Genomic DNA, 16,929 nt, shown 5'->3' with positions numbered 1-16,929 from the left:
ACAAGTCATGACCGACGTCACCTTCAAGGAACTGGCCCGGCTAAGCGCGGCCGAGCGCGCGGCGCTGGTGCGGCGCTCGGAAACCGACCTGTCCTATTTTCTGGAACATGCCGCCCCGATCATCGCCGAGGTCCGCGCCAATGGCGACACCGCGCTGGCCCGGTTTGGCCGCGATCTGGACAAGGCGAAGGGGCTGGCCCCCGACAATCTGAAAGCCACTGAGGCCGAGTTCGCCCACGCCTTTGACCTTGTCGACCAAGCGGTGATCGAGGCCATCGACTATGGCATCGAGAATATCCGCAGCTTTCACCGCGAGCAGCTGCCCGAACCGATGTGGCTGAAAGAGGTCCGCCCCGGCGCCTTTGCCGGTGACCGCTTCACGCCGATTTCCTCGGTCGCGCTATATGTGCCGCGCGGCAAGGGGGCGTTTCCGTCGGTGACGATGATGACGGCGGTGCCCGGCGTGGTCGCGGGCGTGCCGGATCTGGCGATCCTGACACCGCCCGGCCCCGATGGCGGCGTCGATGCCGCCACGCTGGTCGCCGCCCGTCTGGCCGGGGTGGATACGGTCTATAAATGCGGCGGCGCACAGGCGGTCGCCGCCGCCGCCTTTGGCACCGAGACCGTGCGCAAGGCCAAGAAGATCCTTGGCCCCGGCAGCCCCTGGGTGGTGGCGGCCAAGCGGCTCTTGTCCGACGTGATCGATCCCGGCCTGCCTGCCGGTCCCTCCGAGGTGGTCATCCTGGCCGACGAGACCGTGCATGGCGGGTTGGCGGCGCTGGATCTGCTGATCGAGGCCGAGCACGGTCCCGACAGTTCTGCCTGGCTGGTCACCCCCTCGCGCCGCGTGGTCGACGAGGCGCTGGCCGCCCTGCCCCGCCACTGGGCGCAGATGTCCGAGCAGCGCGCCGGCTTCTCGCGCGCGGTGCTGACGGGGCGCGCGGGCGGCATCATCCTGGCCGCCTCGATGGCGGATGCCTGCGCCTTCGTGAACGAATACGCCCCCGAGCATCTCGAGATCCTTTCGACCCATCCCTTTGACTATCTGGGCGAGATCACCGAGGCGGCCGAGATCCTGCTGGGCACCCGCACCCCCAACGCCATTGCGAATTATGTGCTGGGGCCGAACGCGGTGCTGCCGACCTCGATGGGCGCCAATACGCATGGCCCGCTTTCGGTCAGCGATTTCATGCGCCGCAGCTCGGTTGGCTATGTGACCGCCAAGGGCTATCCGCAACTGGCCGCCCACACCCGGACACTGGCCGAGTATGAGGGATTTTCCTCGCATGCGAATGCCGTCGGCCCGATGCGCGACCCCTATCTTGAGGGCCAGCATTGATGCGACGGTGACGGCTGCGACAAGACGACGCAGGGGCCGGGCCGGTATGAATCCCGGCCCCGAAGATATGGTGAAAATTTCCGCAGGAATTTGGCTCTGCGGCCGTAAGCAATTGGCGCAGCATTCTGCATCATAAGCGAAAATTTGCCCTGCTGCTGATTTCATAATCACCGATACATTTTGACGCGGCGTCGGTTGTTTTGCGTTCTGGAAATGGCGCCGGAGCTTCCCATGTGGTAAATATCACCAGCGCGGACCACTTCTTGTTCAGAAGGTACTAGCATGACCAGCACTCACACCCCTTTCCCCGCCGAAGATCACGATCTTCTCATGTCGGTCAAAGAGCTGAAGACCTGGGTCGAGGACACCGCGCGTGCCAAATCTGAAAGCGCCAGCCTGGCCATGAGCAAGGCCGAAGAGCAGCGCCAGAAGCTGATCGAACAGCTGAAATCGACCGATCCGATCGACGAGAAACGGATCAAGGCCTTCCTCGTCCGGCTTAAAGATGCTGCGTCCAAAGGCGAAAAAGAGGTCATGGTCGCCCGCTTCCCGAACGAGCTTTGCACCGATCACGGTCGTGCCATCAACCAGGCCGAAGAGGGCTGGCCCGAGACGCTGATCGGCCAGCCGCGCGTGGCCTATGAGATCTGGAAAGAGCATCTTCAGCCGCTGGGCTATCACATGAAAGCCCTGATCGTGGACTGGCCGCACGGCCTTCCCGGGGATATCGGTCTTTACGTTTCCTGGGAATCGTAATTCCCGCGTTTCATTCTTAGTATATCCGGTGAGTTACCAATAATTCACCGAGTTTCCATTCATCGAATGCGCATATGGCGTCATGCTGGTGAACAGTATTGCACCCATCTGCCGCATATCAAATCAGATGGACTCAACAAATGCAGAAGAATTCTTCGACAAACCCGGTCAACCCCTGGGTCGAATATATGCAGGACGCCATGGAGCGTTCGGTCCTGTTTCTCGATATCCTGCGCCAGCGCGGCAACAATTACGAGGAACGCACCCAGCGCGTCGCGCCCAATGTCCTAAGCTTTGACGCCGAGCTGATCAGCGACGGGCGCACTTTCGAGCGGCCGGTGAACTATGCGCTGGTCGCGATCACCCCGCCCGAGGGCGTGGTGATCGACCCGAAAAAACGCCCCTTCATCGTCTTTGATCCGCGCGCGGGCCACGGGCCGGGCATCGGCGGCATGAAGCATGACAGCGAGATCGGCGTGGCGATGAATGCCGGCCATCCCTGCTATTTCGTCGGCTTCCTGCCCGAACCGATGCCGGGCCAGACCGTCGAGGATGTCTGCCGCGCCGAGGCGCAGTTCATCCGCACCGTCACCGACCTGCACCCCGAGGCCGAGGGCAAGCCGACCCTGATCGGCAATTGCCAGGCCGGCTGGCAGGTGATGATCACCGCCGCGCTGAACCCCGACCTGGCCGGCCCGATCCTGCTGGCCGGCGCGCCGCTGTCCTATTGGGCGGGGGTGCGCGGCCGGAACCCGATGCGCTATCTGGGCGGCAATCTGGGCGGCAGCTGGATGACGACGCTGACCGGCGATATGGGCGATGGCAAGTTCGACGGGGCCTGGCTGGTCTCGAACTTTGAATCGAACAACCTCGCCAATACGCTGTGGAAGAAACAATATAACGTCTATTCCAAGGTCGATACCGAAGGCCCGCGCTATCTGGAATTTGAAAAATGGTGGGGCACGCCCGTTCAGCTGAACGCCGAGGAAATGCAGTTCATCGTCGATGAGCTGTTCGTCGGCAACCGCCTGACCGCCGGCGAGACCATCATGAGCAATGGCGAACGGGTCGATCTGCGCAAGATCCAGTCGCCGATCATCGTCTTCTGTTCCTGGGGCGACGATATCACCCCTCCGCAACAGGCGCTGGACTGGCTGCTGGACCTTTACGACGATGTCGACCAGATCATCCAGAACGGCCAGACGATCATCTATTGCACCCATCAAAGCATCGGCCATCTGGGCATCTTCGTCTCGGGTTCGGTCGCGACCAAAGAGCATGAAGAGATCGCCATGAACATGGAGATGATCGATTCCCTGCTGCCCGGGCTTTACGAGCTGGAGCTGACCGATCTGGACGCGGGGACCGCGAATCCCGATCTGGTCGGCGGCAAGCATGTCGCGAAACTGTCGCCCCGGACGCTGGACGATATCCGCGCCCTTGGCCACAACTCGCCCGAGGACGAGCGCAAATTCGCCACCGCCGCCCGCATCTCCGAGATCAATCAGGGCCTTTACCGCGCCCTGCTCAGCCCGGTCGTGCAGGCCGCCACCACCCCCGTCAGCGCCGAGATCCTGCGCGAGGTGCATCCGAACCGCGTCGCCTTCCGCGCATTCTCGGACCGCAACCCGGTGATGACCCCCATCGCCGAGATGGCCGAGGAGATCCGCAGCGAAGGAAACCGTCATCCGGTCTCACCGGACAACCCCTTCCTGCAATATGAAAAATTCGTCTCGTCCTGGGTGATCAACGGCCTTGAGGTCGTCGGCAAGGCGCGCGAGGTCTGGGCCGAGACGCTGTTTCATAGCGTCTATGGCTCGCCGGTCCTGCAGGCGGCGGTCGGGCTGAAATCCGACGTGGCGCAAAAGGCCAACCGGGCCTCGGGCGCGCTGCACCAGATCGCAAGCCCGGCCGAGCTGGACGAGGAACTGGGCCAGGGCGGGTTGCCCGAGGCCGGGATGCGCGCGCTGCTTTACGTCATGCGTGGCGGCGGCATCGATGAGCGTCAGTTCAACGCCCTGGAACAGATCTACCGCGCCGCCTCGGACAAGGCGCCGATCCCGGTGGCCGGTCTGAAAGCGATCCTGCGCCAGCAGGCAAGGCTGCTGCGCGCCGACCCCAAGGCCGCGATGGCCGCGATCCCCTCGATGCTGCCCAAGGACTCGGACCGGGGCGAACGGGTGGTCGAGACGATCGAGACCATCGTCGGTGCCAAGGGCAAGCTGGAACCCGAGACGGCCAAGCGCCTGAGAGAGGTCCGCAACCTTCTGGTGCCGACCCGCAAAACCGCCACGATCCGCAAGATTTCTGGGAAATAAGCCATGGAAGCGCAGCAAAGAACCTCCGACCGGGAAAAATATCGGGCCCTGATCGACCGCGCGGTTCAGGCCGGCAGCGTCAGGGTGGCGGTCGCGCATCCCTGCGATGCCGTTTCGTTGCGGGGCGCGGTCGAGGCGGCGCGGATGGGGCTGATCCGCCCCATCCTTGTCGGCCCACAGGCTCGCATCCGCGATGTCGCGGCCCAGAACGGGCTGGACATCTCGGACCTGCCGCTGATCGATGCGGCCCATAGCCACGATGCGGCGGCCAAGGCCGTCGAGGCGGTCCGCAAGGGCGAGGCCGAGGCCCTGATGAAGGGCAGTCTGCACACGGATGAGTTGATGGGTGCGGTCGTCTCGCACGCCACCGGCATCCGCACCGAACGGCGGATCAGCCATTGCTTCGTCATGGATGTGCCGGGGCACGAGGGCGCGTTGATCATCACTGACGCGGCCGTCAACATCGCCCCCACGCTTGAGGAAAAGGTCGATATCGTCCAGAACGCCATCGATCTTGCCCATGCGCTTGGCGTGGCGCAGGCGCGGGTCGCGATCCTGTCGGCGATGGAGACCGTGAACCCCAAGGTGCCCTCGACCGTCGAGGCGGCGGCGCTGTGCAAGATGGCGGATCGCGGCCAGATCACCGGCGGCGTGCTGGACGGCCCCCTGGCGCTGGACAATGCGATCAGCCCCGAGGCGGCGGCCGTCAAGCAGATCGTCTCGCCGGTCGCGGGGCGGGCGAATGTACTGGTCGTCCCCGATCTTGAGGCCGGGAACATGCTGGCGAAAAGCCTGTCTTTCCTGGCCGGGGCCGATTGTGCCGGCGTAGTTCTGGGCGCGCGGGTGCCGATCATCCTGACCAGCCGGGCCGACTCGCTGGTCACGCGCCACGCCTCATGCGCGGTGGCGGTGCTGATGGCCGCCGCCCGGCGCGCCAAGACGGCCGCCGCAGCCGCAGCCTAGGCGCAAAGCACGCAAAGACGAGGTTCATCATGTCCTGCATCGCCGTCCTGAATGCTGGCTCGTCCAGCATCAAGCTTGCCGCTTATGGCGGCGGGCGCCGGCCCGAACTGCTGATCAAATGCCGTTTTGAGGGGATCGGCGCCACGCCAAGGGCGCTGGTCTATTCCCCCGATGGCGCGCTTCTGGCCGACGAGCTGTCGGGATCGGTCGATCACGCGCAGGCCACCCGGGTCCTGATCCAGATGGCCACGCGCGCGCTTGGCAATGTCCGTTTCGACGCCGTCGGGCACCGGGTCGTGCATGGCGGCCCCAATCACGCCCAGCCGGCGCTGATCGACGACGCCCTGCTTGAGGATCTTGAGCGTCTGGTGCCACTGGCCCCCCTGCACCAGCCCCATAATCTGGCCCCGATCCGGGCGATCCGCGCCTTGCAGCCCAGCCTGCCGCAGGTCGCCTGTTTCGACACCGCCTTCCACGCCAATCAGGCATGGGAGGAGCGCGCCTTTGCCCTGCCCCGCGCGCTGACGCATGAAGGCGTCCGCCGCTATGGCTTTCACGGCATTTCCTATGATTTCATCGCCTCGCGGCTGAAAGAGATCGCCCCCGATCTGGCGCGCGGCAAGGTCGTGGTCGCGCATCTGGGCAATGGCGCCAGCCTTTGCGCCATCGACAATGGCCGCAGCGTCGCCAGCACCATGGGCTTTACCGCCGTCGACGGTCTGGTGATGGGCACGCGCAGCGGGGCGCTGGACCCGGGCGTGCTGATCTATCTGATGGACCAGCACGGGCTGGATGCGCGCGGACTGGAAGAACTGATCTACAAGAAATCCGGACTGCTGGGCGTCTCGGGCATATCCTCGGACATGCGGGCGCTGCGGGCATCCGACGCATCCGAAGCGGCGCAGGCCATCAGGCTGTTCATCCACCGTATCCTGCGCGAGATCGGCGCATTGGCCGCCGTCATGGGCGGGATCGACGGCATCGTCTTCACCGCCGGCATCGGCGAGAACGACGCCGCCACCCGCACCGAGGTCGTGGCCGGCTGCCGCTGGCTGGGGGCCATGATCGACCCGGCCAAGAACGCCGCCGGAGATACCGACATCTCGGCGCCCGGCTCGCGCATCCGCGTCCTGCGCATCCCGACGGACGAAGAGCTGAACATCGCCATATCGACCATCGCGCTGACCCAGGGCGCCCTCGCCTGAAACCGCATATCCGGCAACAAGGAGCCAAAGCCATGACCCGACCGGATCCGCTTGTCGCGAACCTTCTGCGTGGCAAGAAGGGCCTTGTCATCGGCATTGCCAATGACCAGTCCATCGCCTGGGGCTGCGCCAAGGCCTTTCACGCCCTGGGCGCCGAGGTGGCCGTCACCTATCTGAACGAAAAGGCCAGACCCCATGTCGAGCCGCTGGCCCGCCAGATCGATGCGCCGCTGTTCCTGCCGCTGGACGTCTTGCAGGACGGCCAGAACGAGGCGGTGTTCGACCGCATCGCGGAAACCTGGGGCCATCTGGATTTCGTGCTGCATTCCATCGCCTTTTCCCCCAGGGAGGCCCTGGGCGGCCGCGTCGTCGATGTCGCCAAGCCCGGTTTCCTGACCACGATGGATGTGTCCTGCTGGTCCTTCATCCGCACCGCGCATCTGGCCGAGCCACTGATGAAGAACGGCGGCACGCTTTTCACCATGAGCTATTACGGCGCGCAGGCCGTGGTCGAGAATTACAACATCATGGGCGTCGCCAAGGCCGCGCTTGAGGCCGCCGTGCGCTATATCGCCGCGGAGTTGGGCCCCAAGGGCATCCGCGTCCACGCGATTTCGCCGGGGCCGCTGGCGACGCGGGCCGCCTCGGGCATTCCGGAATTCGACGCGCTGCTGGACAAGGCGCGCGAAAAGGCCCCGGCCCGCAGCCTTGTCACCATCGAGGATGTCGGCATGGCCACGGCCTTTCTGGCCCTTGACGCGGCGCGGCTGATCACCGGCGACACGCTGTTCATCGACGGCGGCTATCACATCATCGACTGAGCATCGGACCCCCTGGCGGCTATGGCGCCTAAGCCAGCACCTTTCCGGGGTTCATCACTCCGGCGGGGTCCAGCGCCGTCTTGACCCGGCGCATGGCGGCCAGCATCGCGGGCGGCTTTCGCTGCGCAAGCTGCGCCCGCTTGCTGAGCCCGATCCCGTGCTCGGCCGAAAACGAGGCCGCCGAGGTGGCCGCCACCACCCCGTAGAAGACTTCGTCGATCGCCGCGTGGTCGCGCGCCTCGTCCGGGGTGACGGACAGGCAGACATGCAGGTTGCAATCTCCCAGATGCCCAAAGACATAAGAGCCGGCCTGCGGGCAGGCCCGAGCCCGCGCCGCGTCCCAGCGCGCGACGAATCCGGCGATCTCGCCGGCCTCGATGCTGACATCATATGAGAGGATCGCCCCGCGCGGCCGGGCGACCAGATCGCTGTCCTCGCGCAGGGACCACATTGCCGCCTGCTCGCTTTGCGACTTGGCGATGACGCCGTCGCCGACCAGCCCGGCCTCGGCCGCCTCTTCGAAAATATCCAGCAGGACCGCTTCGGCGGCATCACCGTCGGGGCCGGCCGCCTCGATGATGAGCTTGAGGTCCTCATCGGGCGGCAGCGGCTCGCGCCCGGGGCACAGATGCGACGAGGTCAGCCGGTAATAGTCCGGCCACATCGCCTCGAAGGCCATCAGATCGCCGCCGGCACGCAGCCGGGCCAGCTCGAGCAGCTCTTGCGCCGCCGCCACGTCGGGGCTGGCGAGCAGCGCGACCGCGGTCGCCGCCGGGCGCGGAAACAGCTTCAGCACGGCTGCGGTCACCACGCCCAGCGTCCCCTCGCTGCCGATGAAAAGCTGCTTGAGATCATAGCCGGTATTGTTCTTGAGCAGCGTGTTCATGTCCTCAAGCACCGTGCCGTCCGAAAGCACGGCGGTCAGCCCCAGCACATTGTCGCGGGTCATGCCGTAGCGGATCACCCGGATGCCGCCGGCATTGGTGGCGATCACGCCGCCGATGGTACAGCTGCCCCGCGAAGGAATGTCGATGCCGGTCATCATGCCATGTTCGGCCGCCGCCTCGTTCACCTGCTGCAGGGTGGCGCCGGCCTCGGCCACGACCACGCCCTGAACCGGATCGATGCGCAGGATACGGGTCATGCGCGCAAGCGACAGCGCGATCTCGTCGGGTGTCGCCGCGGTGCCATCGACCAGCCCGGTCAGCCCGCCCTGCGGCACGATGCCGATGCCTGCCGCGCTGGCCGCCGTGCAGATCGCGGCCACCATCGCGGTGCTGTCCGGGCGCAACAGCAGCCCGGCATTGCGGCTGGCCGCCGCATAGCCCGGATCGCGCCGGTGCAGCGCCTTGGGTCGGACGATGGCATCGGGCGGGCAGATGGCGGCGAAATGCTCATGCATGATCGATCCCGGTTTCGGGGTTGACGGCACAGGCCGCGATGATCGCCCGCGCGGTCATCAGGTCAAGATGCGCGCCGCCGCCATTCTTGCACAGCGTGATCTCCTCGGGTGTGACACGGCCCGCGCGCCGCGCCTCGAGGTCGTAATAGTCACCCAGAACGCTTTCGGGCGAGATGACGCCGGCGGCCAGCGGGATCTTCAGCTCGCCGATATGCTCAAGCGTGGTTTCACGGCTGTCGACGAAGATACGGGCGCGGCGCAGCAGGGTGTCGTCGGCCTCGCGCATGTCGCCGCGAAAGGCGCCGACCAGATCGACATGGGTGCCCGGGCGGACCCATTCGCCCTTCAGGACCGGCACGCGCGACATGGTGGCGCTGGCGACGATATCGGCCCCGGCAACGGCCTCGGCCAGATCGGGCGCGACCTCGGCCCGGATGCCCTGCGCCGCCAGTCGCGCGACCAGACGGGCGGCATTGGCCTCGGTGCGGTTCCAGATGCGGATGCGCTCAAGCCCCGGAAACAGCGCCGAATAGACCTCGGCCAGCGAGCCCGAGACCTCGCCTGCGCCGATGATCACCAGTTCGCGACTGTCTGGCCGCGCCAGATAGCGTGCGCCAAGCCCGGAATCGGCGCCGGTCTTCCAGCGCGTGACCAGCTTGCTGTCGAGAATGGCGCGAGGGGTGCCGGTTTCCTCATCGTAAAGCACCATTACCCCCTGCACCGAGGGCAGGCCGCGCGCCGCGTTTCCGGCCATGACCGAGAAGGTCTTGATGCCAAAGCCCGCGCCCTCGACCCAGGCCGCGCGCCCCATCAGCGTATCATCGCCCCGGGTCAGGAACAGGTCGCCGATCTGCGCCCTTGGCAGGCGGTGACCGGCGGCCAGCGCCTCGATCATGTCGGGCCAGTTCAGGCGGCCGGCGACATCCCGGTCGGTGATATAGGGCAGCGCGGTCATGTCATTCCCCTTAAGGCGGCAAAGGCCCCCAGTCCGGCGCAAGTTACCGCCCGAAGCGGGCTGCATACAGCCCCCTTCCTGCAGATCGGCAGACCGCTGTTGCCGCTTTCGCCGATCCGTCAGCCGATGGGCCGGTTCAGGCCGGGGCGCCTGCCCCGTCGAACACCCCCTCGAACAGCGCCGAGGACAAGTAGCGCTCGCCCGAATCCGGCAGGACCACCACGATGGTCTTGCCGGCATTCTCGGGCAGATGCGCCAGCCGCAGGGCCACGGCGGTGGCCGCGCCGCAGGAAATGCCCGACAGGATGCCCTCTTCGCGTGCCAGCCGCAGCGCGGTGGCCAGCGCCTCCTCGTTGCTGACCTGCTCGATGCGGTCGACAATGGACAGGTCCAGCACCCCCGGCACGAACCCGGCGCCGATGCCCTGTATCTTGTGCGGGCCGGGTTGCACCGGCTGGCCGGCGCGGGTCTGGCTCAGCACCGGGCTGGCGGCGGGCTCGACCGCGACCGAGGTCAGGTTCAGCCCCCTGCCCTTCAGATAGCGGCTGACGCCGGTGATGGTGCCGCCGGTCCCGACGCCCGAGACAAGGATATCGACCTGCCCGCCGGTATCCTCAAAGATTTCGGGGCCGGTGGTGCGCTCATGGATTAGCGGATTGGCGGGGTTGTTGAACTGTTGCAGCAGCACATAGCGCGAGGGGTCCGAGGCGGCGATTTCCTCGGCCTTCGCGATCGCGCCCTTCATGCCCTTTGCGCCCTCGGTCAGCACCAGCGTCGCGCCGTAAGCCACAAGCAGCTTGCGCCGCTCGATGCTCATCGTGTCGGGCATGGTCAGGGTGATGGGAATGCCGCGCGCCGCCGCCACGAAGGCCAGCGCAATGCCGGTATTGCCCGAGGTCGGCTCGACGATCTCCTTGCCCGGGCCCAGCAGGCCACGTTCCTCGGCGTCCCAGATCATTGCCGCGCCGATCCGGTCCTTGACCGAATAGGCGGGATTGCGGCCTTCGATCTTGGCCAGCACCGTCGCCCCGGCGCCGTCGGTGATGCGGTTGAGCCGCACCAGCGGCGTGCGCCCGATGCTCAACGAGTTGTCGGCGAGAACTTTTTCCATATCGATCACCCTGCAGAATTTTCGCGCCCTCGTCCCGTTGGTGCCGGTCTTCGACGGAAGGCGGCACCACGGCTGTCAAAGGGCAGCCTGTCGCCGGCAAGTGTCGGGCGACAGCCCCGACAACGCAAGGGGCTTGAACGCCGCCCACCAGAAGCGCTGGCGATTATTCATGCCGCCAGTTCATAGACGCATTCTACATTGAACGGCTAATCGCCATGGTCGAATGCGGCTATCTGTCGATGCAGACAAGCGCCGCGCCGTCACCGACCGGCCCGGAGATCTCGAACCACGACTGGATACCTGACCAAAGGAGGCTCCCATGAAGGGACCGGTACTGGAACTGAACAATGGTGTGGGCATGCCCGCGCTTGGCCTTGGCGTCTATCGGTCTGGCCCCGAGGGGACCGTGGCCGCCGTCAAGGCCGCGCTGGCCGACGGCTATCGCATGATCGACACCGCCGCCGCCTATATGAACGAGGCCGAGGTCGGGCAGGGCATCCGCGAAAGCGATGTGCCGCGCGCCGACATCTTCGTGCAGACAAAGCTCTGGATGAGTGATTACGGCCGCGACCGCACGCTGCACGCCTTTGACCGCTCGATGCGCAAGCTGGGGCTGGAGGTGCTGGATCTGTATCTGCTGCACTGGCCGGTCCCGAAGCGCTTCGACCTGACCGTTGAAAGCTGGCAGGCCGTGATCGGGCTGATGCAGGAGGGCCGCGTGCGCGCCATCGGCATCTGCAACAGCGCGCCCGACGATCTGCGGCGGCTGATCGATGCCACCGGCGTGGCCCCGGCCGTCAACCAGGTCGAACTGCATCCCCATTTCGCCCAACCCGCGCTGCAAAAGGCCAATCGCGATCTTGGCATCGTCACGCAGGCCTGGTCGCCGATTGGTGGCGTCAACCGCTATTGGCGCGCGGATGCTGCCCGAAACGACCCGCTGAGCGATCAGGTGATCACCGCGCTGGCGACAAAGCATGGCAAGACCCCCGCGCAGATCGTCCTGCGCTGGCAGATCCAGCTGGGCCATTCGGTGATCCCGAAATCGGTCAATCCCGGCCGTATCCATGAAAACGGCGATATCTTCGACTTTGCATTGAGCGCCGAGGACATGGCCGCGATCAACAGCCTTGATCGTGGCGAACGTGGTGGACCCGATCCGGCCGAAGTCACGCCCGAGGCTTTCGCGATCAGCATCGAGGATTGATCGCCGGAGGCGCCTGAACTCCTGACACCCAGGCCATGACACCCGGCAGATCCGTATGGATTCCGGTCAGCCCGTTCTGGTATGAATGGCTGATTGAAAAAGTGCCGGGTGTTCATGAATGAAGCGTGACGAACTGGGCGATCTGGTCGCCTTCCTGACCGTCTATGAAGAGCGCAGCTTTACCCGTGCGGCAGCGCGGCTCGGCACCTCGCAATCGGCGCTGAGCCATATCATCAAGCGGCTGGAGACCCGGCTGGCGCTGCGGCTGTTGACCCGCACGACGCGGAATGTCGCGCCGACCGAGGCCGGCGAGAAACTGGCCGAGACGCTGCGCCCGGCGCTCGATGACATCGAAGCCCGGCTGGGCAGCCTCAACGCCATGCGCGAGCGGCCCGCCGGCAATATCCGCATCACCGCCAGCCGCGATGTCGCGCAGGAGATCCTGTTTCCCAAGGCGCGCGACCTGATGCGCGAATATCCCGACATCAGCATCGAAATCGCGGTCGAGCAGAAATTCACCGATATCGTCGCCGAACGTTTCGATGCCGGGGTGCGCCTGGGCGAAAGCGTCGAAAAGGACATGATTGCGGTGCAGATCGGCCCTGACCTGCGCATGCTGGTCGTCGGATCACCCGAATACCTTGCCGCCCATGGCCGGCCCGAAACCCCGGCCGATCTGACGCATCACAAATGCATCAACCTGCGGCTGCCGACGCTGGGCGGGCTTTACGCATGGGAACTGGGACAGGGCGATCGCGCGATCAATGTCCGCGTCGAGGGTCAGTTCATCTGCAATGACGGCGACCTGATCACCGAGGCCGCCCTGGCCGGTCTGGGGCTCTGCTGTCTGCCCGACCGCCGCGTTGCGCCCCTGATCGCGCGCGGCCAGCTGGTCGCGGTGCTTGAGGACTGGTGCCCCAGCTTTCCGGGCTATCACCTTTACTATCCCTCGCGCCTGCAGGGTTCGCCGGCATTTTCATTGCTGGTGGCCAAGCTGCGCTGGCGCGGTGAGCGCGGCACCAGCGCGCCCTGAGACCGCATGACGAGCGGGGCCGGCAGCTGACGGGCAGCCCTACTGGCGCGCCAGCCATTCGGTGACGGGTCGGCGCAGATTGGTATCGCCGGCCTGTCGCGCGTCGTCGATCACCTTGCGCAGCTCGTCCAGATCGACGCGCCGGATCAGGTGCTTGACCGGCCCGATCGAGGCCGGACGCATCGACAGCCGCCGGAATCCCAGCGCGGCAAAGGTCACCGCCTCGATGGGGCGGCCGGCATCCTCACCGCAGAACGAGACCGGCACATTGGCGGCGTTGCAGCGCTGCACGATCTGATCCAGCAAGGTGATGAACGAGGTATTCAGCGTGTCATAGCGGCGCCGCACGCGCTCATTCTCGCGGTCGGCGGCGAAAAAGAACTGCTTGAGGTCATTGCCCCCGACCGAGATGAAGTCGCACATCTCGAAGAATTTCCGGGGCGCAAAGGCCAGCGAGGGCGTTTCCAGCATGGCGCCGACGCGGATATCCGAGGGCATCTGATGGCCCAGGCGCTGTTCGCGGGCCAGCTGTTCCATCAGCAGGCGATGGGCGTCCTCGAACTCCTCCATCTCGGTGATAAACGGGAACATGACGTAAAGCGGCTTGCCCACGGCGGCGCGGATCAGCGCCTGCAACTGCATGCGCAAGACGCCGCGCTTGTCGAGGCCCACGCGGATCGCGCGCCAGCCCATCGCGGGGTTCGGCTCATCCTGCGGCTTCATATAGGGCAGCACCTTGTCCGAACCGATGTCCAGCGTGCGAAACATCACCGGCTTGCCATGGGCGCTGTCCAGCACATGGGCATAAAGCCCCGCCAACTCGCCCCGGCGCGGCACCCGGGTGCGGGTCAGGAACTGCAATTCGGTGCGAAACAGCCCCACCCCTTCGGCGCCCGAGCCGTCAAGGCTGGGCAGGTCCGCCATCAGCCCGGCATTCATGTAAAGCTGGACCGTGGTGCCGGCCTTGTCGGTGGCGGGCAGATCGCGCAGCCCGGCATAGCGCTGCTGCGCCTCGGCCTGCATGGCCATCTTGTCGCGGAACGCCTTGGCGACGGTTTCCTCGGGACGCAGATGCACGACGCCGCTGTCGCCATCGACCTGGATCGGGTCGCCGTTCAGCGCCTCGGCGATGACGCGTTCGGCATGGATGACCAGCGGGATCGCCAGCGCGCGGGCGACGATGGCGGCATGGCTGCCGACCGAGCCCTCTTCCAGAACGACGCCCTTCAGCTTGCGGCCGTAATCCAGCAGTTCCGCCGGGCCGATATTGCGGGCCACAAGGATCGGGTTTTCCGGCATCGAGGCGCCGGTATCGCGCCCCTGCCCGGTGAGGATGCGCAAAAGCCGGTTCGAGAGGTCGTCCAGATCGTGTAGCCGGTCGCGCAGATAAGGGTCGGCCGCGCTTTCCAGCCGGGCGCGGGCCTGGCTTTGTTCCTTTTCGACCGCAGCCTCGGCCGACAGGCCCAGGTCGATCCCCTCCTCCATGCGCCGCAGCCAGCTGCGGGAATGGGCGAACAGGCGATAGGCCTCCATCACCTCGGCGGAATCGCCGCCACCCATATCATGCCCCGACAGCATCGAATCGACGGTCGAGCGCAGCATCGCCACACCCTCGTTCAGCCGGGCCTTTTCCTTCAGCGGGTCCTCGCCCACCGGATTGGCGATGACGACGCGCGGCTCATGCAGCCAGACGCGGCCCTCGGCCACACCCTCTTGCGCGGTGGTGCCGCGGAACATGACCGGAAAGCGATGCGCCTGCGGCAGACCGTCGCTTTGCGAGCCAAGAAATGCGCCCAGCTCGGCCATTTCGGCCAGCACCATGGCGACGACCTCAAGGCCGTAAAGCTCGTCCTCGCTGAACTGGCGGGCATCGCGGGACTGCACGACAAGAACGCCAAGCTTCTCGCCGACGCGCTGGATCGGCACGCCAAGAAAGCTGGGGTAAACCTCTTCGCCGGTCTCGGGCATATAGCGGAAACCCGGCTCGGCCGGCGCATTGGCCGAATTCACATGCCGCCCGGTGCGGGCGACGCGGCCCACCAGCCCCTCGCCCAGACGCAGCCGGGTCTTGTGGACCGATTCGGGCTTCAGCCCCTCGGTCGCGCAGAGTTCCAGCGTCTCGGCGTCGCGGAACAGATAGATCGAACAGACCTGCGTCCCCATCGAATCGGCGATGTGATGGGTGATCTGATCCAGACGATGCTGACCGCCACCGGGGGCCGCCAATGTCTCGCGCAGCCGCAGCAGCAGCTTGCGCGAATCACTGTCCTTGCGTTCGGGCATATTGCTCCCGCTTCAGGGCTTTGGGTCCGGGGTCAGACCTGTTCCAGCTCGAAGGCATCATGCAGTGCCTGCACGGCCAGTTCCATATATTTGCGGTCGATCAACACCGAAATCTTGATCTCGCTGGTCGAGATCACCTTGATGTTGATATTTTCATCAGCCAGCGCCTTGAACATGCGCGCCGCGACCCCGGCATGGCTGCGCATGCCGATGCCCACGACCGAGACCTTGGCCACCTCGGTATCGACGACCAACTCGTCATAGGCGATGTGGCCTGAGGCTTTCGCATCCTCCATGGCCTTCTTGGCGCGGGCGACCTGATTGACCGGACAAGAGAAGGTCATGTCGGTGACGGCGCCGGGATGGTCCTCGTAATCGCGCTCCGAAATGTTTTGCACGATCATGTCGACATTCACGCCGGCCTCGGCCAGCGGCGCGAAGATCGCGGCGGAAATGCCGGGGCGGTCCTCGACGGTGACCAGCGTGATCTTGGCCTCTTCGCGGGAATAGGCGACGCCGTTGACGACTTTCGATTCCATGATTTCATCCTCATCGCAGACCAGAGTGCCGGATTTCTCGTCGGTATCCTCGAACGAGGACAGAACCCGCAGGCGGACCTTGTAGCGCATCGCCAGCTCGACCGAGCGGGTCTGCAGGACCTTGGCGCCCAGGCTGGCCAGTTCCAGCATTTCCTCGAAGGCGATCTTGTCAAGCTTGCGCGCTTTCGAGGTGATGCGCGGGTCGGTCGTATAGACCCCGTCCACATCGGTATAGATGTCGCAGCGCTCGGCCCCGAAGGCGGCGGCAAAGGCCACGGCGGTGGTGTCCGAGCCGCCCCGGCCCAGCGTGGTCACGCGGCCGTCCGGGCCGATGCCCTGAAAGCCCGCGACCACCGCGACCTTGAAGCCCTCGGCGAATTTCTGGTCGATATTCCTGCGCGGGATATTGACAAAGCGCGCCGCCGAATGCTGGGCGGTGGTGTTGATCGGCACCTGCCAGCCCTGCCAGCTGCGCGCCGGCACGTCCATTTCCTGCAGCGTCAGCGCCATCAGCCCGGCGGTCACGTTCTCGCCCGAAGCGACGACCGCGTCATATTCGCGCGCGTCGAACAGCGGCGAGGTCGCCTCGACCCAGCCGACCAGCTCATTGGTCTTGCCCGACATGGCGCTGACGATGACGATCACGTCATAGCCACGCTCCACCTCGCGCCGGACTTTTTGCGCGGCATTCTTGATGCGGTCCAGGTCGGCCACCGAAGTGCCGCCGAATTTCATCACCAGAAGCGGCATTTCATGCCTCCAGTATCGCCAGATTTACGGGGGGCGTTCTATGGCTCGGATCGAAAAAGAACAAGGGGCGGCGGGGGTTTCATTGCAGATATCGACATTTGGGATTTGCACTTTGCCAGCGCTTTCATGATGGTTGCGGCGCGGGTCCCGGCTTCGCGCATGGCATTGGCTCCATGCGGCGGCGACCGGGCCGGCGACACGGCGGGGCGAATCCCCGGGTTTTCAAAGGGTCTGCCGGCGGCATAAG

The 16,929-nt window shown here is 65.6% G+C and carries 13 protein-coding genes; 8 read left to right on the top strand and 5 right to left on the bottom strand.

The genetic code is table 11. The annotated features are described in order from the left end of the window. The first annotated feature begins 7 nt into the window (after positions 1 to 7). The 6 genes from hisD to fabI all read left to right on the top strand — a co-directional run bounded on the left by hisD (position 8) and on the right by fabI (position 7,402). On the top strand, positions 8 to 1,339 hold the full coding sequence (hisD, locus tag DFP89_RS04510; protein ID WP_114348200.1) for a histidinol dehydrogenase: 1,332 nt from the start codon (positions 8 to 10) through the stop codon (positions 1,337 to 1,339). Between the two features lie 282 nt (positions 1,340 to 1,621). Beyond that, a complete protein-coding gene (locus DFP89_RS04505) occupies positions 1,622 to 2,095 on the top strand; it encodes a hypothetical protein (protein ID WP_114348199.1) in 474 nt (157 codons plus the stop codon). Between the two features lie 140 nt (positions 2,096 to 2,235). Next, positions 2,236 to 4,413: a DUF3141 domain-containing protein gene (locus DFP89_RS04500; RefSeq protein WP_114348198.1), complete on the top strand. Its 2,178-nt coding sequence runs from the start codon at positions 2,236 to 2,238 to the stop codon at positions 4,411 to 4,413. Between the two features lie 3 nt (positions 4,414 to 4,416). Beyond that, positions 4,417 to 5,376: a phosphate acetyltransferase gene (locus tag DFP89_RS04495; protein WP_114348197.1), complete on the top strand. Its 960-nt coding sequence runs from the start codon at positions 4,417 to 4,419 to the stop codon at positions 5,374 to 5,376. 29 nt (positions 5,377 to 5,405) lie between these two features. Next, entirely contained in the window at positions 5,406 to 6,581 is a 1,176-nt protein-coding gene (locus DFP89_RS04490) for an acetate/propionate family kinase (protein WP_114348196.1), read from the top strand. A 32-nt stretch (positions 6,582 to 6,613) separates the two neighbouring features. Further along, positions 6,614 to 7,402 carry an enoyl-ACP reductase FabI gene (gene fabI, locus DFP89_RS04485; protein ID WP_114348195.1) on the top strand — a complete coding sequence of 263 codons (789 nt, stop codon included), beginning with the start codon at positions 6,614 to 6,616 and terminating at the stop codon, positions 7,400 to 7,402. 28 nt (positions 7,403 to 7,430) lie between these two features. Here the strand turns inward: fabI and DFP89_RS04480 are convergent, their stop codons facing one another. From DFP89_RS04480 to cysK, 3 genes are all read right to left on the bottom strand, one after another. Then, positions 7,431 to 8,804: an FAD-binding oxidoreductase gene (locus DFP89_RS04480; RefSeq protein ID WP_114348194.1), complete on the bottom strand. Its 1,374-nt coding sequence runs from the start codon at positions 8,802 to 8,804 to the stop codon at positions 7,431 to 7,433. Next, the gene (locus DFP89_RS04475) at positions 8,797 to 9,759 is read right to left on the bottom strand and encodes an ornithine cyclodeaminase family protein (RefSeq protein WP_114348193.1); all 963 of its coding nucleotides are present in this window, start codon (positions 9,757 to 9,759) and stop codon (positions 8,797 to 8,799) included. Before DFP89_RS04475 ends, DFP89_RS04480 begins: the two co-directional genes overlap by 8 nt. Positions 9,760 to 9,895: 136 nt before the next feature. Next, entirely contained in the window at positions 9,896 to 10,870 is a 975-nt protein-coding gene (cysK, locus tag DFP89_RS04470; protein ID WP_114348192.1) for a cysteine synthase A, read from the bottom strand. A 319-nt stretch (positions 10,871 to 11,189) separates the two neighbouring features. Between cysK and DFP89_RS04465 the strand changes: the two genes are divergently transcribed. Both DFP89_RS04465 and DFP89_RS04460 read left to right on the top strand, forming a co-directional pair. Beyond that, on the top strand, positions 11,190 to 12,077 hold the full coding sequence (locus tag DFP89_RS04465) for an aldo/keto reductase (RefSeq protein ID WP_114348191.1): 888 nt from the start codon (positions 11,190 to 11,192) through the stop codon (positions 12,075 to 12,077). Between the two features lie 118 nt (positions 12,078 to 12,195). Beyond that, positions 12,196 to 13,110 carry a LysR family transcriptional regulator gene (locus DFP89_RS04460; RefSeq protein ID WP_114348190.1) on the top strand — a complete coding sequence of 305 codons (915 nt, stop codon included), beginning with the start codon at positions 12,196 to 12,198 and terminating at the stop codon, positions 13,108 to 13,110. A 39-nt stretch (positions 13,111 to 13,149) separates the two neighbouring features. On the opposite strand, the gene ptsP is transcribed toward DFP89_RS04460, so the two are convergent. Together ptsP and DFP89_RS04450 are read right to left on the bottom strand one after the other, a co-directional pair. Beyond that, entirely contained in the window at positions 13,150 to 15,393 is a 2,244-nt protein-coding gene (gene ptsP, locus DFP89_RS04455) for a phosphoenolpyruvate--protein phosphotransferase (RefSeq protein ID WP_114348189.1), read from the bottom strand. Positions 15,394 to 15,425: 32 nt separating this feature from the next. Further along, a complete protein-coding gene (locus DFP89_RS04450; RefSeq protein ID WP_114348188.1) occupies positions 15,426 to 16,682 on the bottom strand; it encodes an aspartate kinase in 1,257 nt (418 codons plus the stop codon). Positions 16,683 to 16,929 lie beyond the last annotated feature (247 nt).

It is taken from the genome of Paracoccus lutimaris, from assembly GCF_003337565.1.
Classification (GTDB): Bacteria; Pseudomonadota; Alphaproteobacteria; order Rhodobacterales; family Rhodobacteraceae; genus Paracoccus; species Paracoccus lutimaris.
This window is presented reverse-complemented; position numbering and strand designations above follow the sequence as displayed.